At 73.1% G+C, this 23,081-nt stretch carries 26 protein-coding genes; 22 read left to right on the forward strand and 4 right to left on the reverse strand.

All coding sequences use genetic code 11. The annotated features are described in order from the left end of the window. Nucleotides 1-181: 181 nt before the first annotated feature. Nucleotides 182-607, reverse strand: a complete 426-nt coding sequence (locus ACWED2_RS14590) for a YkvA family protein (protein ID WP_449690956.1) — start codon at nucleotides 605-607, stop codon at nucleotides 182-184. A 168-nt stretch (nucleotides 608-775) separates the two neighbouring features. Then, nucleotides 776-1,060: a hypothetical protein gene (locus ACWED2_RS14595; RefSeq protein ID WP_449690957.1), complete on the reverse strand. Its 285-nt coding sequence runs from the start codon at nucleotides 1,058-1,060 to the stop codon at nucleotides 776-778. 245 nt (nucleotides 1,061-1,305) lie between these two features. On the opposite strand from ACWED2_RS14595, the gene ACWED2_RS14600 reads away from it, so the two are divergent. Then, on the forward strand, nucleotides 1,306-1,722 hold the full coding sequence (locus tag ACWED2_RS14600; protein ID WP_449690958.1) for a hypothetical protein: 417 nt from the start codon (nucleotides 1,306-1,308) through the stop codon (nucleotides 1,720-1,722). 7 nt (nucleotides 1,723-1,729) lie between these two features. On the opposite strand, the gene ACWED2_RS14605 is transcribed toward ACWED2_RS14600, so the two are convergent. After that, a complete protein-coding gene (locus ACWED2_RS14605) occupies nucleotides 1,730-2,788 on the reverse strand; it encodes an NAD(P)-dependent alcohol dehydrogenase (RefSeq protein ID WP_449691019.1) in 1,059 nt (352 codons plus the stop codon). A 6-nt stretch (nucleotides 2,789-2,794) separates the two neighbouring features. Here ACWED2_RS14605 and ACWED2_RS14610 point away from each other — a divergent pair, with 6 nt between their 5' ends. From ACWED2_RS14610 to ACWED2_RS14710, 21 genes are all read left to right on the forward strand, one after another. Further along, nucleotides 2,795-3,586 (forward strand): SDR family NAD(P)-dependent oxidoreductase, encoded by a 792-nt coding sequence (locus tag ACWED2_RS14610; RefSeq protein ID WP_449690959.1) that lies wholly within the window; start codon nucleotides 2,795-2,797, stop codon nucleotides 3,584-3,586. Between the two features lie 76 nt (nucleotides 3,587-3,662). Continuing rightward, nucleotides 3,663-4,532: a branched-chain amino acid ABC transporter permease gene (locus ACWED2_RS14615; RefSeq protein ID WP_449690960.1), complete on the forward strand. Its 870-nt coding sequence runs from the start codon at nucleotides 3,663-3,665 to the stop codon at nucleotides 4,530-4,532. 8 nt (nucleotides 4,533-4,540) lie between these two features. After that, entirely contained in the window at nucleotides 4,541-7,042 is a 2,502-nt protein-coding gene (locus tag ACWED2_RS14620) for a branched-chain amino acid ABC transporter ATP-binding protein/permease (protein ID WP_449690961.1), read from the forward strand. Next, on the forward strand, nucleotides 7,042-8,031 hold the full coding sequence (locus ACWED2_RS14625; RefSeq protein WP_449690962.1) for an acyl-CoA dehydrogenase family protein: 990 nt from the start codon (nucleotides 7,042-7,044) through the stop codon (nucleotides 8,029-8,031). Before ACWED2_RS14620 ends, ACWED2_RS14625 begins: the two co-directional genes overlap by 1 nt. A gap of 77 nt (nucleotides 8,032-8,108) precedes the next feature. Further along, nucleotides 8,109-8,897: an enoyl-CoA hydratase/isomerase family protein gene (locus ACWED2_RS14630; protein ID WP_449690963.1), complete on the forward strand. Its 789-nt coding sequence runs from the start codon at nucleotides 8,109-8,111 to the stop codon at nucleotides 8,895-8,897. A 3-nt stretch (nucleotides 8,898-8,900) separates the two neighbouring features. After that, the gene (locus ACWED2_RS14635; RefSeq protein ID WP_449690964.1) at nucleotides 8,901-9,176 is read left to right on the forward strand and encodes a Zn-ribbon domain-containing OB-fold protein; all 276 of its coding nucleotides are present in this window, start codon (nucleotides 8,901-8,903) and stop codon (nucleotides 9,174-9,176) included. Further along, nucleotides 9,173-10,309 carry a thiolase family protein gene (locus ACWED2_RS14640; RefSeq protein ID WP_449690965.1) on the forward strand — a complete coding sequence of 379 codons (1,137 nt, stop codon included), beginning with the start codon at nucleotides 9,173-9,175 and terminating at the stop codon, nucleotides 10,307-10,309. The genes ACWED2_RS14635 and ACWED2_RS14640 overlap by 4 nt, the downstream gene beginning before the upstream one ends. Next, on the forward strand, nucleotides 10,306-11,490 hold the full coding sequence (locus ACWED2_RS14645; protein ID WP_449690966.1) for an acyl-CoA dehydrogenase family protein: 1,185 nt from the start codon (nucleotides 10,306-10,308) through the stop codon (nucleotides 11,488-11,490). Before ACWED2_RS14640 ends, ACWED2_RS14645 begins: the two co-directional genes overlap by 4 nt. Next, on the forward strand, nucleotides 11,487-12,380 hold the full coding sequence (locus ACWED2_RS14650) for a phosphotransferase family protein (RefSeq protein ID WP_449690967.1): 894 nt from the start codon (nucleotides 11,487-11,489) through the stop codon (nucleotides 12,378-12,380). Before ACWED2_RS14645 ends, ACWED2_RS14650 begins: the two co-directional genes overlap by 4 nt. A 2-nt stretch (nucleotides 12,381-12,382) precedes the next feature. Continuing rightward, on the forward strand, nucleotides 12,383-13,597 hold the full coding sequence (locus ACWED2_RS14655; RefSeq protein WP_449690968.1) for an acyl-CoA dehydrogenase family protein: 1,215 nt from the start codon (nucleotides 12,383-12,385) through the stop codon (nucleotides 13,595-13,597). After that, on the forward strand, nucleotides 13,594-14,364 hold the full coding sequence (locus ACWED2_RS14660) for an SDR family oxidoreductase (RefSeq protein ID WP_449690969.1): 771 nt from the start codon (nucleotides 13,594-13,596) through the stop codon (nucleotides 14,362-14,364). The genes ACWED2_RS14655 and ACWED2_RS14660 overlap by 4 nt, the downstream gene beginning before the upstream one ends. Further along, entirely contained in the window at nucleotides 14,364-15,080 is a 717-nt protein-coding gene (locus ACWED2_RS14665) for an SDR family NAD(P)-dependent oxidoreductase (protein WP_449690970.1), read from the forward strand. Before ACWED2_RS14660 ends, ACWED2_RS14665 begins: the two co-directional genes overlap by 1 nt. 16 nt (nucleotides 15,081-15,096) lie before the next feature. Next, complete coding sequence (locus ACWED2_RS14670; protein ID WP_449690971.1) at nucleotides 15,097-15,864, forward strand: enoyl-CoA hydratase/isomerase family protein; 768 nt, start codon at nucleotides 15,097-15,099, stop codon at nucleotides 15,862-15,864. A 62-nt stretch (nucleotides 15,865-15,926) separates the two neighbouring features. Continuing rightward, nucleotides 15,927-16,553, forward strand: coding sequence for a TetR/AcrR family transcriptional regulator (locus ACWED2_RS14675; RefSeq protein ID WP_449690972.1), 627 nt, complete (start codon nucleotides 15,927-15,929; stop codon nucleotides 16,551-16,553). A gap of 213 nt (nucleotides 16,554-16,766) precedes the next feature. Next, nucleotides 16,767-17,954: an ABC transporter substrate-binding protein gene (locus tag ACWED2_RS14680; RefSeq protein WP_449690973.1), complete on the forward strand. Its 1,188-nt coding sequence runs from the start codon at nucleotides 16,767-16,769 to the stop codon at nucleotides 17,952-17,954. A 24-nt stretch (nucleotides 17,955-17,978) separates the two neighbouring features. Beyond that, nucleotides 17,979-18,332, forward strand: coding sequence for a nuclear transport factor 2 family protein (locus ACWED2_RS14685; protein ID WP_449690974.1), 354 nt, complete (start codon nucleotides 17,979-17,981; stop codon nucleotides 18,330-18,332). Then, nucleotides 18,329-19,576 carry an FAD-binding protein gene (locus ACWED2_RS14690; RefSeq protein ID WP_449690975.1) on the forward strand — a complete coding sequence of 416 codons (1,248 nt, stop codon included), beginning with the start codon at nucleotides 18,329-18,331 and terminating at the stop codon, nucleotides 19,574-19,576. Before ACWED2_RS14685 ends, ACWED2_RS14690 begins: the two co-directional genes overlap by 4 nt. Then, nucleotides 19,569-19,946 carry a hypothetical protein gene (locus ACWED2_RS14695; RefSeq protein WP_449690976.1) on the forward strand — a complete coding sequence of 126 codons (378 nt, stop codon included), beginning with the start codon at nucleotides 19,569-19,571 and terminating at the stop codon, nucleotides 19,944-19,946. Before ACWED2_RS14690 ends, ACWED2_RS14695 begins: the two co-directional genes overlap by 8 nt. Beyond that, complete coding sequence (locus ACWED2_RS14700; protein ID WP_449690977.1) at nucleotides 19,939-20,259, forward strand: EthD family reductase; 321 nt, start codon at nucleotides 19,939-19,941, stop codon at nucleotides 20,257-20,259. The genes ACWED2_RS14695 and ACWED2_RS14700 overlap by 8 nt, the downstream gene beginning before the upstream one ends. Then, on the forward strand, nucleotides 20,256-21,725 hold the full coding sequence (locus ACWED2_RS14705; protein WP_449690978.1) for a class I adenylate-forming enzyme family protein: 1,470 nt from the start codon (nucleotides 20,256-20,258) through the stop codon (nucleotides 21,723-21,725). Before ACWED2_RS14700 ends, ACWED2_RS14705 begins: the two co-directional genes overlap by 4 nt. Next, complete coding sequence (locus ACWED2_RS14710) at nucleotides 21,722-22,738, forward strand: MBL fold metallo-hydrolase (RefSeq protein WP_449690979.1); 1,017 nt, start codon at nucleotides 21,722-21,724, stop codon at nucleotides 22,736-22,738. The genes ACWED2_RS14705 and ACWED2_RS14710 overlap by 4 nt, the downstream gene beginning before the upstream one ends. Here the strand turns inward: ACWED2_RS14710 and ACWED2_RS14715 are convergent. Continuing rightward, nucleotides 22,728-23,066, reverse strand: a complete 339-nt coding sequence (locus ACWED2_RS14715) for a hypothetical protein (protein WP_449690980.1) — start codon at nucleotides 23,064-23,066, stop codon at nucleotides 22,728-22,730. The genes ACWED2_RS14710 and ACWED2_RS14715 overlap by 11 nt on opposite strands. Between the last annotated feature and the right edge of the window lie 15 nt (nucleotides 23,067-23,081).

Here is a 23,081-nt window from a genome sequence, read left to right on the forward strand (position 1 = left end):
TCGGAGGGGCATCTCCCGCGTGGCTGCCGGTCAGACGACGGCGGCGGCCGGCCGCGGCGACCGTCGTCGCCTGCCGCCCCGACGGCAGGGCCGGTCACCGCGGCGAGCCGCCGCCCACCCGGCGACGGGGTCCGCATCCGGAGACCCCGTCGCCGGGTGAACTGCCCACCGGGCCGCGGTCTCAACCGTCCGCGGCGGGCCCGATCCCGGTCAGCCGGGCCAGTGCGGCGAAGCCGTCTTCGGTGCCGGGCCAGCGCGCGCGGACGGCGTCGATCCCGGCGCGCCGGACGACCCCGCGCAGGACGGCGGTGACGATGATCGCGTCGTCGGCGTAACCGAGCACGGGGATGAAGTCCGGCACGAGGTCGATCGGCAGGGCGAGGTAGGCCAGCAGCAGCCCGAGCCGGACCCGCACGCCGCGGGGGAGGGTCTTGTCGGCGGCCAGGCGGCGGATGAGCCGCAGGACGTCGGGCAACAGCCGCAGTGCTTCCCGCAGGAGCCCGCCGCGCGGCCGGACGACGACCAGCGCCGCGACGAGCACCAGCCAGGCCAGCAGCAGCGCGGCGGCGAAGCCGATGAGCAGGTCCCACCAGAACGAGCCGGTCACGGGTGCCGCACCGCCCCGGGCGGCCAGGCGGAGGTTTTCCCGCCCGACGTGCGGCCGCTGACCACCAGCCGGCCCCGTCCGAGACTCACCCCGTGATGTTACGTCCGCCCCCGACGGCCACGGCGCGTCAGCCGGCGAACCGCCTCGGCACCTCGAGCCCGCCGGTCGTCAGAGTCCCCGCTTCTCCGGCCGCTCGCCGGCCAGGAACCCGGTGACCCAGCGGTGCGCCGTCGCGCAGACCTCGGCCTCGGTGCCGCGGAGGTGCTCGACGACCTCGCCGTCGGCCCACAGCATGAGGGCGACCGCCCCGGGGCGGATCGGGGTCAGGCCGACGAGCCGGCGGTGCCCGTTGTGCTCGACGGCGCGCTCGGCGGTGAGCCACCGACCGGTCGTGCCGGTGCGGGTGACCGTCCACGCCGGGTCCGCGGCGAGGTCGGCCACGGAGCGGGGCACGAGTTCTTCAGCCGGTTCGCGATGCACGCAGGCCAGCTTCGCACGGCTACCGGCGTCCGGTGAGCCACGGGTGAATATCGGATGAACAACAGCCGACCCGAGATCGAACGGAGTGGCCGCGACCAGGCGCTTCCGCGCTCATCGGCCGGTCGGTCCAGTACCCGCGGGCCACCGGCGGTGCCGTTGCCCCGGCATGATCCACTACGGTGGGCCGGGCCAGGGGGCCGTGACCGTAGGGAGCCGTCATGCCGACCCTCACCACCGTGGCCGACTGGACGATCACCGCGTCCGGTGACACGGCGACCTTCGCGCACGCCGCCGGCGGGGGCCGCTGGGCGCCGCGGGTGTGGAGCGGCCGGGGCCTCGCGATCGCCGAGGCCGATCTACCGGCCCTGGACAAGGTGCTGGGCGAGGTGCTGAAGCTGCCCGTCTACTGGCTGGCCCGCGCCCGGCGCGGGGACAGTGCGGCGGGGGAGGCGGCCGTCTGGTCGTCGCCGCGGTACGACCCGGCCGACGAGTTCGTCTACCTCACCGGTCCCTGCCGGACGGACGCGCCCGCTTCCGGGTACCGGTCCGCCTCGACGTTCGCCATCGATCTGGTCCACCTGCGGGGCCTGCGGATCAGGGTCGCCGCGTACCGGGCCGCTCCCGACGGCGGCTGAGCGCCGGTCAGCCGGGCAGGAGCACCGCCCGGCCCCGGACCCGCCCGTCCCGCAGGCGCCGGAACGCTTCCGCCGCCGCCGTCAGGGGGAACTGCTCGGTCTCCACGTGCAGGTGACCCGCCCTCGCCAGGGCGATCACCTCCCGCAGCTCCCGGGCGCTGCCCCAGAACGGGAGCGACACCGACGCGCCCTGCGGCAGCGGGCCCGGCTTGGCGACCGTGAGCCGCCCGCCGCCGCTGCCGACGATCACCAGGTCGCCGCCCGGCTGCAGGACGGCCGCCCCGAGGGCCAGCGTCGGGTCGCTGCCGACGAAGTCGAGCACCGCGTCGGCGCCACCGGTCTCGCGCCGGAGGACGGCCGCGGTGTCCGCCTTGACGAGCAGCGTCCGGTGCGCGCCGGACCGGTGGGCGAGGTCCAGTGCCTCTTCGCGAACGTCGACCGCGAACACCCGGGCCGCGGTGCGGGCCCGCAGGAGCTGGATCGCGACGTGCCCCAGCCCGCCGACGCCGATCACCACGGCCGCCGCGCCTTCGTTCAGCGTCAACCCGGCCACCGCGTGGTACGGCGTGAGCCCGGCGTCGGTGAGCGGAGCCGCCTGCGTGGCGGCGAGATCGCCGATCGCGACCAGGTGCCGGGGGTGCGGGACGAGCACGTGGCCGGCCATGCCGCCGTCGCGGCCGAGACCCGCGCCGGAGAAGCCAAGCTCGGCGCGCCGGTGGCAGTAGTTGTCCTCGCCGGCCGCGCACCGGCGGCATTCGCCGCAGCCCCACGGGCCGTGCACGGCGACCCGGTCCCCGGCGGCGACGCCGGCGGCTTCGGGCCCCGGGGTCACGACGTGGCCGGCGATCTCGTGGCCGAGGGTGAACGGCAGCCGGTAGGGGAACGCACCGGGTGCCGCGTCGAGGACGTGCAGGTCGGAATGGCAGATCCCGGCCGCCTCGACGCGCACGAGCACCTCGGTGCCCACCGGATCGGGCACGTCGACGTCGGCGGGTGACGGCGGCCGGCCCCACGCGGTGAGCCGGAGGGCGGGGGTCTTGCGCGACGCACTCACACCACCGACGATACAAAAATGAACTCAGTTCAGGAAGAGGGCCGGGCCGGCAAAGTGGCACTGGTGACGGGCGCGGGGTCGGGCATCGGGGCCGCGGTCGCCCGGAAACTGGCCGGTGCGCGGCACCTGGTCCTCGCCGACCTCGACGCCGCGGCCGTGGAGCGGGTCGCCGCGCCGCTGCCGAACGCGCGGGCGGCCGAGGTGGACGTCGCCGATCCGGACCGGGTCGACTGGCTGGTGGCCGGGATCGAACGCGACTTCGGCGGGCTCGACGTCGTCGTGCACGCGGCCGGCGTCGACGATCCCCAGGTGAAGCAGTGGATCGCGGACGCGTGGGAGGCCGGGCGGCCGCCGGAGGTCACGGCCGGCCTGGACGTCCGGTCGTGGCGGCGCGTCATGAGCGTGAACCTCGACGGGACGTTCCACGTCCTGCGGGCCGCGGTCCGGGTGATGGTGCCGCGGCGGGCCGGCTCGGTGGTCGTCGTCGGGTCGTCGTCCGCCTTCGACGCGCCGGCCGGCTACCCGCACTACTCCGCGTCGAAGGCCGGGGTGCACGCCCTGGCGCAGGCGGTGGCGAAGGAGGTGGTCCCGTTCGGCGTCCGGGTCAACGTGGTGGCGCCGGGGCCGACCGAGACCGGCATGGCCGCGCGGACGCCGGACACGCTCCGCCGGGCGTTCGCCGAGTCCGGCGCAGGTGCGTACGCGACGCCGGAGCAGATCGCCGAGGTGGCGCTGTTCCTGGCCGGCGAAGGGGCGGCCAACCTGGCCGGCGCGGTGGTGCTGGCCAACGGGGGCCGCTTCACCGCCTGACGGGGTTGCCAGCGCCCGACCGGGCGGCTACCGTCACCTGAACTGAGTTCACTTCGTCCTCAAGGGAGAGGCAGACGTGGATCAATTCCTGCTCGTGCTCGTCAGCGGGATCGCCAGTGGCGCGATCTACGGCCTGATGGGCCTCGGCCTGGTCATCGTCTACCGGGCGACGGACGTCGTGAACTTCGCGCTGGCCAGCCTCGCCACGCTCGGTCTGTACGCCGCGATCACGTTCCACGACAACGGCGCCGCGGTGCTCGTCGGCGTGCTCGGCGCGGTGGTGGTGACCGTCGTCGCCGGCCTGCTGGTCCGCGAGGTGGTGATCCGGCCGCTCGGCCAGGGCCGGCTGTTCGCCGCGCTCGTGGTGACGATGGGGGTCGCGCTCATCGCCGAGAGCGTGATCGGCTCGATCTGGGGCACCCAGCCCAAGTCGTTCCCCAGCATCGTCGACGGCACGGTCCGCGCGGGCGGCCTCGCCATCCCCGCCCAGAGCCTGCTGACCATCGCGGTCGCCGGGGCGGCGATGGGACTGGTCGCCTTCCTGTTCGGCCGGACCACCACCGGCTCGGCGATGCGCGCGGTCGCCGAATCCGCCGACACCGCGCAGGTCGTCGGGATCAGCGCGCAGCGGATCGCGCGGCTGGCGTGGGCACTCGGGCTCGGGCTCGGCGCGCTCGCCGCGTGCCTGTACGCGCCGAAGGTCGGCCTGGCGCCCACCGTGCTGTCCGCCCCGCTGTTCCGCGCCTTCGCCGGGATCTTCCTCGGCGGGCTGAACAGCATGTACGGCGCGGTCGTCGGCGGGCTGGTCGTCGGGGTGCTGGAGAACCTCGGCGCGAGCTACGTCTCGGCGAGCTTCCGGGACACCTTCGTCTTCACGTTCACCGTCCTCGTGCTGCTGATCCGGCCCCAGGGCCTGTTCGGCACGCGCACCTTCCAACGGGTTTGAGGTACGCCATGACCTTCCTCGGCTCCCGGGCGGCGCGAGCCCTGCTCGGGCCCCTCGCCGCGGTCGCGCTGATCGCGGTGCTGAACTCCGGCGTGGTGCCGCCGTACCAGGCGTATTCGGTCGCACTGGCCGCCGTCTACACGATCGTCGTGCTCTCGGTCGGCCTGCTGGCCGGGTGGTCCGGCGTCTGGTCGGTCGGGCATCCGGCCTTCTTCGCGCTCGGCGCGTACTTCGCCGCCTACGGCAGCAGCCACGGCTGGTCCCTGGAGACCGTCGTCATCGGCACACTCGCGGCGAGCGCGCTGCTCGGCGGCTTCCTCGGCTACGCCGGCGCCCGGTTCTCGACGCTCTACATCGCCTTGCTCACGTTGGCGTTCAGCCTGGTGTCCCTGGAGGTGATCAACCGCTGGACCGACGTCACCGGCGGCGACCAGGGCGTCCCGGTGTCGCAGCTGGACACCCTCGCCGGCGTGCTGCCCAGTGGCGGCGCGGAAGCGCAGACCCTGGCCGTGGCCGCCGCCGGGGTGTGCCTGGCGGTCGCCGTGCTGGCCAAGGGGTCCGCGCTGCGGATGCGCCTGGTGGCCGCGAAGTCGCACCCGCTGGTCGCCCAGTCGATCGGGATCGCGCCCGAGGCGCAGTCGGCCCTCGCCTTCGCGGTGAGCGCGGCGTTCACCGGGTTCGCCGGGGTGCTGCTGGGCCTGCTGAGCGGGTTCGTCAGCCCCGACCCGTTTTCGCTCAACCTGGGCATCTCGCTCATCGCGTCCTGCGTGCTCGGCGGGGTCGGCAGCGTGCTCGGCGCCGTGGTCGGCGGCGGCTACCTCGCCTGGTCGCCCACGCTGGCCTCGTCCGTCGGGCTGCCCCAGCCGGTGGTGCAGGGCCTGGTGCTGATCGCCGCGCTCATCTTCCTGCCGAGCGGGGTGGTGCCGTCGCTCGGCAAGCTCGCCCGGAGGTTCGTCCGGCCGGCGCGGCCCGGCCCGGTGACCGTGCCGGAAGCCGACGTCGTGCGCCGCGTGCCCGCCGGACCGCCGTTGCTGACCTTGACGGACGTGTCCGTGCGCTTCGGCGGGCTGAAGGCACTGGAAGGGGCGTCGCTCTCGGTCCGCCGGGGCGAGGTCCTGGCCGTCATCGGCCCGAACGGCGCCGGCAAGACCACGCTGATGAACGTCCTTTCCGGACTGATCGGCGGTGGCCGAGTCGACGGGAACGCCGGCTACGAAGGAAAAGAGCTGCTCAAAACCCGAGCCACCGCCCGGCGGCGGCTCGGGATCGGCCGCACCTTCCAGCACGCGGAGACGTTCGGCGAGCTCACCGTCGCGGAGAACGTCCTGTGCACGCACCGCCGGATCACGCCCCGGCACCGGCGGGTCGCCGGCGAGCTGCTCGCCCGCGTCGGCCTGGGCGACGTCGCCGACCGGTACCCGGCCGAGCTGCCGTTCGGGCTGCAGAAGCGCCTCGACCTCGCCCGGGCGATGGCCGAGGAACCCGCGCTGCTCGTGCTGGACGAGCCCTTCGGCGGTCTCGACGCCGACGAGCGCGCGACCGCGGCCCGGCAGATCGAGCGCCTGCGCGACGGCGGTGCCGCCGTGCTGGTCATCGACCACGTGCTGGACGACCTGTTCGCCGTGGCCGACCGGGTCGTCGCCTTCGACTTCGGCAAGCCCGTCGGCGAAGGAGCGCCGGACGAGGTCCTGCGCGACAGCGCTGTGCAGGCGTCCTACCTCGGCACGACGACCACCCGCGCCGCGCTGCCCGCGCGGGCCGGGGACAGCCCGGTGGTGCTCCGGCTGACCGGTGTCGAGCACCACTACGGCGGGGTCGCCGCGCTGCGGGGCATCGACCTGGACGTCCACGAGGGCAGCGTCCTCGGTGTGGTCGGCGCGAACGGCGCGGGGAAGAGCACTCTCGGGCGCGTCCTGCACGGCTCGCTGCGGCCGTCGGCCGGGACGCGCGAGGCGAGCGACACCGGCGTCCGGACCGTGCGCACGAGCCTGGTCCCGGAAGGCCGGGCGCTGTTCAAGACGCTGTCCCTGCGGGAAAACCTCGAAGTCGCCGCGTACTCCGTGGGGCTCAAGGGGGCCGCTCTGCGCGCGAGGCTGGACGAGACGGCGGAGTGGCTGCCACCGCGGCTGCGTGATCGCCTGTCGGTGCCGGCCGCCGGGCTGAGCGGCGGCGAGCAGCAGATGCTCGCCATCGCCCGCGCCCTGATGGCCGGACCGGACGTCCTGATCGTCGACGAGCCGGCCCTCGGGCTCGCCCCGGCGCTGGTCGACGAGGTGTACGGCCGGCTGGGCGAGCTGGCGGCGGGCGGCCTGACCGTCGTCCTGCTGGAACAGCTGCTCAGCCGGGCCATGGCGACCTGTCACGACGTGGTGGTGCTGCACGAAGGCGTGGTGGCCGCGCAGGGGGCGGCGGCCGACCCCGCGTTCGCCACGCGGGCCGAGTCCGCCTACTTCGGCGGTGAGCACGCGGTGGCGCTGGGCGTGCGTGACGTGACGACGTTGGAGGCGTGATGCCGATCGATCCGGCCCTGCTCACCGAGACTCCGGAACAGCGCGAACTCCGGAGCGTGACAAGGGACTTCTTCGCCACCCACGGGGGAGACTGGAAGCGGATGGCCGCCGAGCTGGGCGTCCAGGGCCTGGCGATCCCCGAGGAGCACGGCGGGGCCGGGTACTCGTTCGCGGAACTGGCGGTGGTGCTGGAGGAAGCGGGCCGCGCGTTGTGCGCCGGCCCGCTGCTGCCGACCGTCGTCCTGGCCGCCCACACCCTGCTGCTCTGCGGTGATGAGCACTATCTGCCGCGCATTGCCGACGGCACCCTGAGAGCTTCTGTCGCCTTCGAGGGCGACGTCCAGGCCCGCGACGGAACGCTGTCGGGCACGGCGGACTTCGTCCTCGACGGCGCGGACGCGGACCTGGTCCTCGTGCGGGCGGGCGACCGGCTGTTCGCGTGCGAGGCCGGGTCCGGAACTCCGTTGCGGGTGCTCGACGAAACCCGCTCGCAGGCGCGGCTCGAGTTCCGCGACACCCCGGCCACGCCGATCGGGTCCGCGGACGTCGTGCCGCGGGTGCACGACATCGGCCGGGCGGCGCTGGCGGCCGAACAGCTCGGCGGCATCGGGCACGCCCTCGACGCCACGGTGTCCTATGTGCGGCAACGACGGCAGTTCGGGCGGCCGATCGGGTCGTTCCAGGCCGTCAAGCACCGGCTCGCGGCGCTCCTGGTGGAGTACGAGGCCGCGCGCTCGGCCGCGGCGTACGCCATCGCCTGCGTCGCCACGGATGCTCCGGAGCTGCCGGTGGCGGCCGCGGCAGCGGCGACCGTGTGCACCGGCGCGTACCGGCTGGCCGTCGCGGAATACGTCCAGCTGCACGGGGGAACGGGCTTCACCTGGGAACACCCGGCCCACCGGTACGTCCGGCGCGCCCGGGCGGACGAGGTCCTCTTCGGCACCCCGCAGGACCACCGCGCCCGAATCGCCGTCGCATTGCGACTTTAGCCACCCGGACGCCGGTTGACAGCGGCGGCGTCCGACCTATTCAATCAAACTGAAGTCAGTTCAGTTAGGAGAACGAGATGGCCGTGGAAGACGAGATCCAGTTCGAGCGCGACGGGCACGTGGCCCGGGTGTGGCTGAACCGGCCCTGGAAGAAGAACTGCGTCACCGTGCCGATCCTGGAGCGGCTCGACGAGATCATCACCGAGGTCGACAAGGACCCGGACCTGAGGGTGCTGGTCCTGCGCGGCCGCGGCGGCACGTTCTGCTCCGGCTTCGACCTCGACAGCCTGCAGGCCGAGTACATCGGCAGCTCGACGGCGATGGAGGTGGCCGTCATCTCCGCGAAGATCTGCGACCGCCTGTACTCGATGAACACGCCGTCGGTCGCGGTCCTCGAGGGTTACGTCACCGCGGGCGGCTTCGAGCTGATGATCTCCTGCGACTTCGCGATCGCCTCGGACGACGCCAAGATCGGCGACTTCCACATGCGCCGCGGGCTGTTCGGCGGGGCGGGCCCGATCTACCGGGTGCCGCGGATGATCGGCATCCGCAAGACGAAGGAGCTGATGCTCACCGGCAAGCTGCTCTCCGGCGTCGAGGCGGCCGACTTCGACCTGATCAACAAGTCCGCGCCGGCCGACAAGCTGGACGAGACGGTGGACGAGTTCATCAGCCACCTCACCGACAAGAGCCCGTTCCAGATGCGCATCACCAAGATGACCATCGACCGCAGCCTCGACGCCGACACGCAGTCGCTGATGGTCATGGAGCACCTCGCGGTGGGCGTGACGCTGAACTCGGACGACGCGGCGGAAGGTGTCGCGGCGTTCCTGGAGAAGCGTGAACCCAAGTGGACGGGGCGCTGAGCGATGACGAGTGTGGCCGGACTGGGGGTGACCCTGCCCGCCGAGGGCACGTTGTGGACGTGGACGGTTCAGCGATTCGCACCGAAGTCGCCCCCGTTCGTCCCGCCTGCCGGGGGCTTCCGGCCGTTCGCGCTCGGGTACGTCGAGCTGGACGGCGGCCCGCGCGTGGCCGCCGTGCTCGACGTCCCCGACCCGGCGGGTGTCCACATCGGAATGCGGTTCCGCGTCGAGGAAACGACCGGGGTGCCGCACGCGAAGCCGGTCGAGGAGGGTTCGTGACCGACGATGTCCTGATCTGCGGGGCCGCCCGCACCGCGTTCGGCCGCTCCGAGCGGTCCGGGCGCGACCACGCCGTCGAAGCGGCGACGGCGGCGCTGGCCGACGCCGGGATCCCGTGGTCCCGGGTCGGGGCCGCGTTCGGCGGCAGCGACGCCGCCGGCCTGGCCGACACGCTGGTCGCCGACCTCGGGCTGACCGGCCTGCCGTTCGTCAACGTCAAGAACGGCTGCGCGACCGGCGGCAGCGCGCTCGTCTCCGCGGTCAACGCGATCCGCGGCGGGATGGCCGACGTGGTCCTCGTCGTCGGCTTCGACAAGCACCCGCGGGGCGCGTTCGACCCGCGTCCCGCGGACTGGGGCCTCGACGACGCCTACGGCCGCGACGGCCTGATGGTGACCACCCAGTTCTTCGGCATGAAGATCCAGCGGTACGCCCACGACTTCGGCATCACGCCGCGGACGCTGGCCCTGGTTGCGGAAAAGGCGTACCGCAACGGCAGCCTGACACCGGAAGCCTGGCGCCGCAAGGAGATCGGCGCCGACGAGATCCTCGCCTCCGGCATGGTCAACGACCCGCTGACCCGCTTCATGTTCTGTTCTCCGGGGGAGGGCGCGGCGGCACTGGTCCTGTGCTCTCCTTCGGTTCCCACCCGCGACGCCGTCACGCTGCGCTCGGCGGTCGTGCGGACGCGCCGCCGTGGCTCGTTCGAGGTGTTCAGCCCCGTGCTGGAGGCGGGCGAGCCGACCAGCGTCAGCCGGGACGCGGCCGCGGCGGCGTTCGAAGCGGCCGGCGTCGGACCGTCCGATGTGGACGTCGCGCAGCTGCAGGACACCGAAAGCGGCGCCGAGGTGATGCACCTGGCCGAATGCGGCTTCTGCGAGGACGGCGAGCAGGAGAAGCTGATCGCTTCCGGGGCCACCGGGATCGGCGGGACGCTGCCGGTCAACACCGACGGCGGCTGCCTCGCCAACGGCGAGCCGATCGGCGCGTCCGGGCTGCGGCAGGTCTACGAGGTCGTCCAGCAGCTGCGCGGCCGGGCGGGCGCCCGACAGGTGCCCGGCGAACCCCGGACCGGGTTCACCCACGTCTACGGCGCGCCCGGGGTCAGCGCGTGCACGGTGCTCGCCCGATGACCGGCCCGGCGGAGTTCCGCGCCCAGGTCCGGGACTGGCTGTCCACCGTGGCGCGGCCGCGCACCGAGGCCGCCTGGGGCACCGGCGACGACTCGGTCGCCGTCTTCGACAACTGGACCGAGGAAGAGGAGCGTTCGCACACCGCCCGCGGCCAGGAGTGGGAGCGCACCCGCTTCGACGCGGGCTGGGGCGCGCTCAGTCGCGCACCTTCTTCGGGAGGGCGTGGGCTGCCCGCCTTCTACGAGCAGCTCTACCGGACCGAGGAAGCCGCGTTCGACGTCCCGCGTCGCAGCGAGCTCTTCCCCGTCACCCAGCACCTGGTCGCCCCGGCGATCGAGATCTGGGGCACCGGCGAGCAGAAACAGCGCTGGCTGCGGCCGATGCTGCGCACCGACGAGCTGGCCTGCCAGCTGTTCTCCGAGACCGAAGCCGGCTCCGACCTCGCCGCCGTCCGCACGCGCGCGGTCCGCCGCGGCGACGAATGGGTGCTCGACGGGCACAAGGTGTGGACGTCCGGCGCCCGGGTCGCCACCTGGGGCGTCGCGGTGTGCCGCACCGATCCCGAGGCGCCCAAGCACGCCGGGATCACGGTGTTCCTGGTGCGGATGGACGCCCCGGGCGTGACCGTGCGCCCGATCCGGCAGATGACCGGCGGGGCGAGCTTCAACGAGGTGTACCTCGACGGCGTGGTGGTGCCCGACACCGACCGGCTCGGCCCGGTCGGCCAGGGCTGGAAGGTCACGCTCAGCGTCCTGGCCGCCGAACGCCTGGACTCCGGGTCGCTCGGCCTCGACAACGCGGACCGCGCGATCGAGCTGGCCCGGCACCGTGCCTTGTCCGACGTCGAGCGGCAGCAGACGGCCGACCTGTACGTGCGGACGCTCGTCCAGCGGCTCATCGGCCTGCGGGTCACCGCGGCACTGGCGGCCGGGCGGGAGCCGGGCGCGGAAGCGTCGGTCGGGAAGCTGTACGCGACCGAGACCATGCGGCGGACCAGCGACCTGGTGGTCCAGCTGCTCGGGCCGCGGCTGGTGGCCGACACGGGGGAGTGGGGCACGTTCGCCTGGACCGAGCACCTGCTCGGCGCCCCCGGCTACAGCATCGCCGGCGGCTCCGACGAGATCCAGCGGACCATCCTCGCCGAGCGCGTGCTCGGCCTGCCGAAGGAGCCGTCGCGATGAGCCTCGCCGACCAGGTCCGCGAACGCCTCGGCGGCGAGCTGGAGGTCCTGCCGGGCGGGCACTCGGGGCTGACCTACACGGTCGACGGCAAGTACGTCGTCAAGGCCGTGCCGCCCGGGCAGAAAGCGGTGGGCCGCAACGACGTGCTCCGGCAGGCACGGGTGCTGCGCGCGCTCGAAGGTTCGGCCGTGCCGGTGCCGCGGGTGATCACGACCGACGAGACGTGGTTCGCCATGGAGTTCGCCGTCGGCGAGGCGATCGAACCCGTCCTCGACGAGCACACCCTGGCTCCGGAACTGTGCCGCACGCGGATGCTCGAGGCGGCCCGGCTGCTGCGGCTCCTCCACGACACCGGGCCGGTGCCCGGCGAGCCACCCGGCACCGCCGCCGGGGAGCTGGAGCGGTGGAGCCGCACGATGCACGCGGTCCCGGCGGAACTCCGGCCGGGCGCGGAGGAGCTGCTGCGGCTGCTCGCCGAAGACGTGCCCGCCGACCTGCCGCCGGTGCTGGTGCACGGGGACTTCCGGCTCGGGAACGTCCTGTTCGACGGGCTGCGGGCCACCGCCGTCGTCGACTGGGAGATCTGGAGCACCGGCGACCCACGCACCGACCTCGGCTGGTTCCTGCTGTTCGCCGACCACCGCAACTTCCCGGCGCTGGGCACGCCGGTGCCCGGCCTGCCGGCCGAAGCGGAACTCCTCGAAGGCTACGGCGAACCGTTGCCGGACATGGCGTGGTTCCGCGCGCTCGGGCGGATGAAGATGGCCGCGATCATGGGCCACAACCTGCGCCGGCACCGCGAGGGCAAGCACCACGACCCGGATCAGGAGCGGCTGCCCCCGACCATCGCCGCGATGATCTCCTCCGCCGCGGACATTCTGAGGAGCTGAGCATGGATTTCGCGTTTTCGGCCCGCGCCACCGAACTGCAGGATCGTGTCAGGTCCTTCATGGACACGCACGTCCTCCCGGCCGAGCCGGTGTACGACCGGCAGCTCGCCGAGGCCGCCGACCCGCACGCGCTGCCGCCGGTCATGGTCGAGCTCAAGGAGAAGGCCCGCGCCGAGGGGCTGTGGAACCTGTTCCTCACCCACGGCGGCCGGGGCGCCGGGCTGACGAACCTCGAGTACGCCCCGCTGGCCGAGCTGATGGGCCGGTCGATCATCGGCAACGAGGTCTTCAACTGCTCCGCCCCGGACACCGGCAACATGGAGCTGCTGTCCCTGTTCGGCACCGCCGAGCAGCAGGAACGGTGGCTGAAACCGCTGCTGGAGGCCCGGATCCGGTCGTGCTTCGCGATGACCGAACCCGACGTCGCCAGCTCCGACGCCCGCAACATCCGCACCCGCATCACCCGCGACGGCGGCCACTACGTCGTCGACGGCCGCAAGTGGTACACCTCCGGCATCCTCGACCCCGACTGCGAGCTCATCATCCTGATGGGCGTCAGCGATCCTTCGGCGCCGGCCTACCGGCAGCAGAGCATGATCCTGATCCCGCGGGACACCCCCGGCGTCACCGTGCTGCGCGACCTGCCGATGTTCGGCTACACCGACCGGCTCGGCCACGGCGAAGTGTTGTTCGAGAACGTCCGCGTGCCCGCATCGAACCTGCTCGGCGGCGAAGGCGAGGGCTTCGCGCTCGCCCAGGGCCGGCTCGGCCCCGGCCGCATGCACTACGCGATGCGCGCGGTCGGGTTCGCCGAACGCGCGTTGCGGCTGATGTGCGAGCGGACGCTTTCGCGCGTCGCGTTCGGCGGGCCGCTCGCCGACCAGGGCGTCGTGCGGGAGTGGATCGCGCGCAGCCGGATCGAGATCGAGCAGCTGCGGCTGCTGGTGCTCAAGTCGGCGTGGCTGATGGACACCGTCGGCAACGCGGCCGCCCGGCTGGAGGTCGCCGCGATCAAGGTCGCCGCCCTCGACGTCGCCCACCGCGTCGTCGACCGCGCGGTGCAGGCGCACGGCGCGGCCGGGGTCAGCGACGACACCGTGCTGGCCCGGCTGTTCTCGATCACCCGGGCGCTGAAGATCGCCGACGGCCCCGACGAGGTCCACCTGCGCACGGTCGCCCGGCAGGAACTGGCCCGGTACAAGGAGAAGACGCCATGAAGGTTCTCGACGGACAGGTCGCCGTGATCACCGGCGGCTCGCGCGGCATCGGGCTCGGCATCGCCCGCGCGTTCCGCGCCGCCGGCGCGCACATCGTCATCGCGGCCCGCAAGGCCGAAGGGCTCCGGGACGCCCGTGCCGAGCTGCTCCGGGGGGAAGGCGCCGGCGACGTCCTGGACGTCGTGGCCAACGCCGGCGAACCGGAGCAGGCGCAACGCTGCGTCGCCGACACGATGGTCCACTTCGGCCGGGTCGACATCCTCGTGAACAACGCGGCGACCAACCCGTACATGGGCGACCTGCTGGAGCTGGACCTGCCGCGCGCGGAAAAGACCGTGCGCGTCAACCAGTACGGCATGATCGCCTGGAGCCGCGCGGCCTGGCACGCGTGGATGAGCGAGCACGGCGGCACGATCGTCAACATCGCGTCGGTGGGCGGGCTGATCGTCGACCCGCAGATCGGCTACTACAACGCCACGAAGGCCGCCATGCTGCTGATGACCCGCCAGCTCGCCTACGAACTCGGCCCGAAGGTCCGGGTCAACGCGATCGCCCCCGGCGTGATCAAGACCGAGCTGGCGCGGGCGGTGTGGGAAGCGCGCGAGCCCGTCCTCACCGCCAAGCTGCCGCTGCGCCGGCTCGGCACCACCGAGGACGTCGCCAACGCGGCGCTGTTCCTCGCGAGCGAGGCGTCGTCGTGGATGACCGGGCAGGCCCTGGTCCTGGACGGCGGCGCGACCGCCCTCCCGATCGCCGTGGACGCGTGATGTTCTCCCTGGCCGGGAAGACGGCGGTGGTGACCGGAGCGTCTTCGGGCCTGGGCGCCCGGTTCGCGACGGTGCTGGCTTCGGCGGGGGCGACGGTGTTCGCGGCCGCGCGCCGGACCGGCCGGCTCGCCGCGCTCGGCCCGGACATCCGGCCGGTGACCTGCGATGTTTCGGTGCCGGCGGACCGCGAGCGGCTGGTCGAGACGGCGGGCCGGATCGACATCCTGGTCAACAACGCGGGCGTGCCGGGGGAGCAGCAGGCTGCGAAGGAGAGCGCCGCGGACTTCGCGGACGTCCTGGCGGTGAACCTGGTGGCGCCGTTCCACCTGTCCCGGCTGATGGCGGAGGGGGCCGGTGGCGGCAGCATCGTCAACGTCGCGTCGATCCTCGGGCTGGTTTCGACGGCGCCGCTGGGCGGGGCGAGTTACGCGGCGTCGAAAGCCGGGCTGATCGGGCTGACCCGGGAACTGGCGGGCCAGTGGGGTGCCGCCGGGATCCGGGTGAACGCGCTGGCGCCCGGCTGGTTCCGCTCGGAGATGACCGGCGACCTGTTCGCCGACGAGCGCTCCCGCCGCTGGGTGGAGCGCAACACGATGCTGGGCCGAGGCGGCGACCCCGGAGAACTCGACGGGGCGCTGCTGTTCCTGGCCTCGGACGCGTCCTCGTACTACACCGGCCAGGTCCTGGTGGTCGACGGCGGCTGGACCGCGCGATGAGGGGCCGGTGGTGGTCGTGAGCGAAGCGGCGGATGGCCTCCCGGCCGAGGCGATGCGCGTGTCGGTGGCCGTCGAGCACGGTGTGACCCACGTCCGGCTTACCCGCGGCCGGGGCAACCCCATCGACCTCGCGACCGCGGAAGGCCTGCTGGACGCGGCCCGCCGCTGCGACCGCGCCCAGGCGGTGCTGCTCACGGCCGCCGGGCCGGCCTTCTGCGTCGGCGGTGACCTGCGGGAGTTCGCCGCGGCCGGTGACCTGCGGGCCCACCTGGGCCGGGTCACCGGCGCCCTGCACGAGGCCCTCCGCACCTTCGCCGCGCTCGATGTCCCGGTGGTCGCCGCCGTGCGGGGCGCTGTGGCGGGCGCGGGGCTCGGGCTGCTCGGCGTCGCCGACCTCGTCGTCGCGGCGGAAGACGCCACCTTCACGGCGGCCTACACCGCGATCGGCTACACGCCCGACGCGGGTGTCTCGTGGACGCTGCCCCGGCTGGTCGGCCCCCGGCTGGCCCTCGACCTGCTGTTGACCAACCGTCGCCTCACCGCCGCGGAGGCGCTGGCCGCCGGGCTGGTCACGAGCGTCGCCGCGGACCCGGAACAGGCCGCCGCCGCGCAGGCGCAGCGGCTGGCCGGAGCCCCGTTCGGCGTCACCAAACGGCTGGTCCGCACCGGCGCGGCCGAGTCGTTCGGCCGCCACCTCGATGCCGAGGCCCTGGCCATCGGCGAGGCGGCGGTCTCGCCGGCCGGCCGGGACGGCGTCTCGGCCTTCCTCGCGCGGCGGTTGTGACATGAATTCAGGTGAGGACTACGCTCGGGGTTCGCACGGTGACGTGAACGGGAGGACAGGCCATGGCGGGCGCGAGGCTCGTGGAACCGGACGAAGGACCCCGGTCCAAGCGCGGCGCCATCCTGGCCGCGGCGATCGAGTACTTCGGGGAGACGGGCTACGAGGCCACCAAGTGGTCGGCCGTGGCCGGTCGCGTCGGGATCGGCCAGACCGCGCTTTACCACTACTTCGAGTCCAAGGCGCACTGCCTGCTCACCATCATGCGGCTGGAGCTGCAGCGCTCGCGCGACCAGTTCCTGGAGGCCACCGAGGGCGAGACCGACCCGGTGGCGGCGCTGCGGGCCGCGGTGCGCGCCGCGTTCGCGGTGTCCGAGGCCGAGATCCTCCAGATGCGGATCCTGCAGAACAACATGGTGCTGCTGGCCGGCCCCCGGGCGTCCAAACGCGAGGAGACCGAGCGCCGCGCGGCCCGCGAACTGGTGCAGAGCATCGAACGCGACTGGACCCGGCTGCTCACCCAGGGCATGTCGCAGGGCGCGTTCCCGGTGCGGGACGCGCACACGCTGGCGCTGGCCCTGCTGGGCATGATCATCAGCGTCTGGCGGTGGTACCGGCCGACCGGGTCGACGCCGCTGACCGAGGTGCGGGAGCTCATCGAGGGCTGCTGCATCCGCATGGTCACCGAATAACCCCGCACCCTTCCCCGCAAGCGCCCCAAGGCGGCTTCGTCGCGTCTGACGCACCGGATGTGCTTGGGCGCCGGCGGCGCTGGTTGTCCACAGAGGACCCGGGAACGGGTTTCCCGCCGTCGTCCCATTCGGATAGTTGCCCGCGTCCCTTGTCCGCCCCGGGGTCGCCGGTTACAGTCAAACTGAACTGAACTCAGGTTGCTAGGAGCAGTCATGCGCCTCCGCTCGACGCCCGTCAAAGTTGCCGCCGTCGCCGCGACCCTGGTTCTCGCCGCCACCGCCTGTGCGAGCGCGAACTCGGCCGGAGCGAACGACAAGGAGATCACGATCGGGGCCTGGTACCCCCTTTCCGGCGCGGTGAGCGCCTCCGGCGTCCCCCAGCGCGCCGGCGCGGACGCCTACTTCAAGATGATCAACGACCGCGGCGGCATCAAGGGCCGCAAGGTGAACTGGATCGTCAAGGACAACGCGTTCGACCCGCAGCAGACCGTCCAGATCGCCCGCGAGCTGATCGGCCAGGACAAGGTCTCCGCCATCGTCGCGGCCAACGGTACTTCGCAGGCCGAAGCCGCGTTCCCGTTCGTGCTCCAGCAGTCGAAGGTGCCGATCCTCAACGAGCTCGGCGGCCTCGACTCCTGGTACAACCCACCGCGCGCGAACCTCTTCGGCACCCAGACCCTGTACGAGGACCAGGCCGCCGCGCTCGGCGACTGGGTCGCCAAGGACGGCCGCAAGAACGTCGTCGTCGTGCACAGCGACCCGGCCGCCTTCGTCAAGGTCGCCCAGGCCGCCCAGAGCGTCGCCAAGAAGTCCGACCCGGCGATGAACGTCGGCCTGCAGCCGGTGAAGTTCCAGTCCACCGACTACAGCCCGGTCGTCAGCCAGGTGAAGGGGAAGGCCCCGGACGCGGTCGTCCTGATCCTCGCCTCGCCCGAGGCCGCCGCCTTCATGAAGGAGGCCAAGCTGCAGGGGCTCGCCGCGCCGACCTACAGCTATGCGCCGGTCGCCGCGCAGTCCACGCTCACCCTGGCCGGCCCTGCCGCCGAGGGCGCCCGGGCCGTGCAGCTGGTCAAGTCGCCCAACGACACCGACCCGGCCGTGCAGGAGTTCCGGGACGCCATGGCGAAGTACGAACCCGGCCAGCCTGCCGACTTCATCGCCCTCTGGGGCTGGGCAGGGGCGAAGGTCTTCGCCCAGATCGCGCAGACCATCGACGGGCCGGTCACCTCGGACGCGCTGGCGAAGGCCTACGAACAGGCGAAGAATGTCGACCCCGGCGTCGCTCCCGTGATGAGCTTCGGCCCGGACCGGCACATGGGCACGCGTGACGTGCAGAGGGTCGTCGTCAAGAACGGCAAGTGGACCTCCGAAGGGGACTTCTACACCCCGCCCGCCCGCTGAACCACCACTCGAGGGAGAGTGACCGTGGCGTTGCGAGAATATCTGTCCTGTATGGACGAGGACCCGGCGAAGGCCCTCGAGCTCATGGAACCGGACCTGCGGTTCCTGATCGCGTTGCCGTCCGGTGACGTCGCCGGAACGTCCAAAGCGGACTTCGTGGCCTACATCGCCGGCCGCAACCCGGTGGACCGGGTGCACGAGATCCTCCGCTACTGCGCCGACGGCGACACCGAGATGGTCTACGGTGTCGTCACCGAAGCGGGTGAACCCGTCGGTGCCTTCCATTCGGCCGCGGTCGTCTCGCCGAACGGCCTCCTGTCCCGCTACCAGTCGTTCTTCAGCACGACGTTCGCGCTGATCGATCGGCCGGGCCGATGACGGAGGACTTCGACGTCGTCGTGCTCGGCGCCGGCCTCGCGGGGCTGTCGGCGGCCGTCACGGCGGCCACCGGCGGCGCCCGCACGCTGGTGGTGGAACGCGCGCCGGTGATCGGCGGCTCGGCGGCGATCTCCGGCGGGTACGTCTGGGCCATCGAGGACGAGGCCGCGCTGCGCCGGGAGGACCCCGGCCCCCACCAACGCCACGGAATGCTGGTCGTCGAGGGCTACCACGACGCGATCGCGTGGCTGTCGTCGTTCGCCCCGCCGCTCACCGGCGTCGAACGGGCACTGGCCGGGCGCGGGCACAAGTTCGACCTGCCGGTGCTGCTGGCCCACCTCACCCGGGCGCTGACCGCGGCCGGCGGCCGGGTCGTCGTCGACGCGCAGACCGGGCAACTCGCCCGCGAAGGCGGCGGCTACCTGGCCGACGTGACGACCCCGGCCGGGCCACGGCGGATCACCGCCCGCTCGGTCGTGTTCGCGACCGGCGGGCGGCAGGCCGACCCGGCCGTCCGGGCCGGGCTGGTCGGCGGCGGATTCGTCCCGCCGCTGCGCGGCAACCCGTGGTCCCGCGGCACCGGCGCGGCCCTCGCGGCCGGGCTCGGCGCCTCGGTCAACACCGCGAACACCGGGTTCTACGGCCACCTGTTCGCCGACGGCGCCGAACCGCTCAGCCCGGTCGACCACATCGCCTTCGCGCTCTACCACAGCGACCACGGCGTCCTGCTCGACCCGGCCGGCCACCGGTTCACCGACGAAACCCGCGGCGACCACAACAACGCCATGGCGCTCGCCGCCCACGGCGGCCGCGGCCTGCTCCTGTGGTCCGAAGCCGTCCAGCGCGCGGCCGCCGAAACCCCGTTCGTCCCCGGCAGCCCGTGCCTCGACCGCTGGGCGTTCTCCCGCGACCGCGGCGGCCGCGTCGGCGTCGCGGACAGCGCCGACGCACTCCCGGTGCCCCTCGACCCCGCCGCCCGCGCCCGCCTCGGCGACGGCCGCGTGTTCCACGCCGATGTCGTCCCGGCGATCACCTTCACCTTCGGCGGCATCGAAGCCGGCCCCGACGGCACCGCCCTGGACCCGACCGGCACCCCCATCGACGGCCTCTACCCGGCCGGCGCCGACCTGTCCGATGTGTATAACGAGGGTTATGGCGGCGGTCTCTGCCTCGCCGTCGTGTCCGGCCGCCGGGCCGGGCGGCTGGCGGCCCTCCGAACCGGCAAGGAGGCCCACCGTGTCTGAAGCACCGTTCCTGACCAAGTGGTTCGAGATCATGGACAGCGACACGCCGTCGCGGATCCTCGACCTGATCGACGACGGCTTCACGTTCTCCATCCTGTTCTCCACCGACGGACGGGCCACCGACTTCGCGGGTGGCCGCGAGGCGATGGAGGGCTACCTGGCCCAGCGCGAGAAGGGCACGCTCACCCACCACCCGCTCCAGGTGAGCTCGGCCGGGCGCGCGGAGTTCTACCTCGGCGAGGTCCGCCGCGCCGGGCAGGTCGTCGCCAACTACGTGGCCGCCGGGCAGGTCGGCGCGTCCGGCCGGCTGGAACGCCTGATCATCGGCCGCTCGCCCGCCGTCCGCTTCGAAGGAGGTGCCGATGTTTAACCTGGTGCTGCTGGCCGCCAAGCCGCCGGACTGGACCCACGAGCGGTTCATCACCTGGTGGCGGACCGACCACGCCGAGCTCACCTACCGGCTGCCGGGCCTGCGCTCGTGGCGCCACACCGAGGTCGAGTCGGCGCTCGAACCGCGCTCGGAGGGCTGGGACGGCGTCTCGATCCTCGGCTTCGACACCGAGGAGGACCTGCGCAAGGCCCTCGCCAGCCCGGAATGGGCGGCCGCGGTCGCCCAGGTCGGCGACATGCGCGGCCGCCGGATCGCCGTCCTCGGCACCGAACGGGAGATGTTCGCCGGATGAAGGAAGCCGTCCAGAACTTCCGCAAACGCGCCGAGCAGGCGGACTTCGTCGCCGTCATCGACGACGACGGCGAGCACACGGCCCGCGAACTGCTGGCCCACGCCGAGGTCCTCGCCGACGTCCTCGGGCCGAAGGCCACGGCGCTGGTCCAAGCCGGCAACACCTGGCGCACGGTGGCCGCCGCGCTGGCCACCGGCCTGACCGGCGGCGTGCTCGCCGTGGTGAACCGGCACACGACCCGGGCCGAGTTCGCGGCCGCGTGCGACGACATCCGGCCCGACGTCGTCGTCGCCGAACCGTCCGCAATGGACGAATGGGAGGTCGCGGCCGTGCGGCCCGGCGGCACCCGGCCCGCGCTCGACAGCTGGTCCGCGGTGTCGGCCGCGGGTCGCGAGGACCCGGCGCGGTGGAACGGCGGGGTGTTCATCGGCCTCACCTCCGGGTCGACCGGCCGCGCGAAGGGGGTCGTGCAGTCCGAAGCGGCGCTGCACTACGCCTGTACCTGCACGATCGAGATCAACGGGCTGCGGCCGGGCGACGCCGTGGCGGCCATCGTGCCGCTGTCCTCGACCGCGGCGTTCTGCTTCGGCGTCTACTGTTCGCTGCTGCTCGGCGGCCCGCTGGTCCTGACGGCGAAGTGGGATCCACCGGCCGTGGTCGCCCGGCTGGCCGAGACGCAGGCCCGGTGGACGATGTGCGTCCCGACGATGGCCCTCCAGCTGGCGGCCGCGGGTACGCTGCCGGGCGTCCGGTCGATCACGGTGGGTGGCGGGCCGATGGACCGCGTCGCACTCGAGCGGGCCGAGACCGCGCTGGGCACGAAGATCCTGCGCGTGTTCGGGATGTCCGAGTGCCTCGGCCACACCTCGCCGCTGCCGGAGGAGCCCGCGGAGATCCGGCTGGGCCACGACGGACGGCCGTTCCCCGGCACCGAGGTGCGAGCCGTGTCGCCGGACGGCACCGTGCTCGGGCCGGGCGAGACCGGCCGGGCGCAGGTCGTGGGGCCGTCGCTGTTCCTCGGGTACGCCCGCGGTGGCCGCGTCGAGCCGCCGGCACTGACCGCGGACGGGTTCTTCCCGACCGGCGACCTCGTGGTGTCCGGGGTGGACGGCCTGATCACGATCATGGGCCGGGAGAAGGACGTCATCATCCGGGGCGGCCGCAACATCGACGTCACCGAGGTAGAGCGGGCCGTCGCCGGCTACGAGCGGCTGGAACAGGCCTGCGTGGTGCCGGTCCGCGACGACGTACTGGGGGAGCGGGTGGCGCTGCTGGCCGTCCCGCGCGACGGCGTGCCCGTCGGGCTCGAGGACGTCACCGGCTACCTGCACGCCGCCGGGCTGTCCAAGACCAAGTGGCCGGAGTTCGTGTACCTGGTGGACGCGCTGCCGCAGACGAAGGTGGGCAAGCTCGACCGCGCGGGCGCGCGCGAGCTCGCCGAAGGCCGGCACACGGGGGTTTCATGAGCCTGGACCGCGGCAAGTGGGCCACCGCCGGCCCGGAGACGGTGGCGCCGGGCGTCCACCGGATCCCGCTGCCGCTGCCGAACGACGGCCTGCGCGCGATCAACGTCTACGCCCTCGAACAGCCGGACGGCCTGGTCCTCATCGACGCGGGCTGGTCGATCCCGGAGTCCCTGACCGTGCTGGAGGCGTCGCTGATCGGGCTGGGGCACCGGCTCGACGACATCACCGACGTCTACGTCACCCACAGCCACCGCGACCACTACACGCAGGCCGTCGAGCTCCGGCGCCGGTTCGGGACGCGGGTGCACCTCGGTGCGGGGGAGCAGCCCGGGCTGGACCTGCTGCTCGCCCTCCGCACCGACGTTCCGGTGACCTCGCTGGACGTCCTCCGCCGCGGCGGCGCGCCCGAGCTGGCCGCGCGGATGGCGGAGGGGTACGGCGAGTTCGACCCGTCCGGCTGGGAGCCGCCGGACCGCTGGCTCGACGCGGGCACGCTGGCCCTGCGGCACCCGCTGGAAGTGCTCCCGACGCCGGGCCACACGCGCGGGCACGTGGTGTACCGGGACGAAAGCCGCGGGCTGCTGTTCTCCGGCGACCACGTGCTGCCGCACATCACCCCGTCGATCGGCTTCGAGCTGGGGGAGCCGGGCCTGCCGCTGGGCGACTACCTGGACTCCCTCGAGCTGATGACGGCGTTCCCGGACACCCGGCTGCTCCCGGCGCACGGCCCGGTCGCGGCGAGCACGCACACGCGCGTCGAAGAACTCCTGGACCACCACGACAAGCGGCTCGCCGAGACCGAGGACGCGCTCGGTTCGGGCGCGCGGACCGGCTACGCCGTGGCCGGGCGCCTGACGTGGACGCGGCGGTCGGTCCCGTTCGACGACCTGAACGACTTCAACCGGATGCTGGCGGTCAACGAGACGGTCGCGCACCTGGACGTGCTGGTGGCGCGGGGCCGGGCCACGGTGTCCGAAGTGGAGGGTGTGGCGCGGTACGCGCTCACCGGATGACGGTCAAGTAGAAAACGTCGGGAACGATGATCAGCAGGGCCACCGCGAGCCAGTAAGGGCCGGCTTTCAGCTGGGGTGCGCGGAAGGCGAACAGGGCGTTCAGGCCGAACACCACCAGCGCGGCCACCAGGAACGCGACCAGGCCGAAGATGATCTTGACGTCCGCTTCACCGGCCCCGATGGCCTCGGCCAGGCCGAGCTCACCCGCGAGGATCTGCAGGCCGAACATCCCCAGCGCGACCGGGAAGGCGCAGGGAATGGCCAGCAGGAGGTTGAGCGGAACGCCGATCAGCCAGACCTGGTCGGGGCGGAGCTCTCGGCGGGGCATCCGATCATCATGCCG

Source organism: Amycolatopsis sp. NPDC005003 (genome assembly GCF_053600695.1).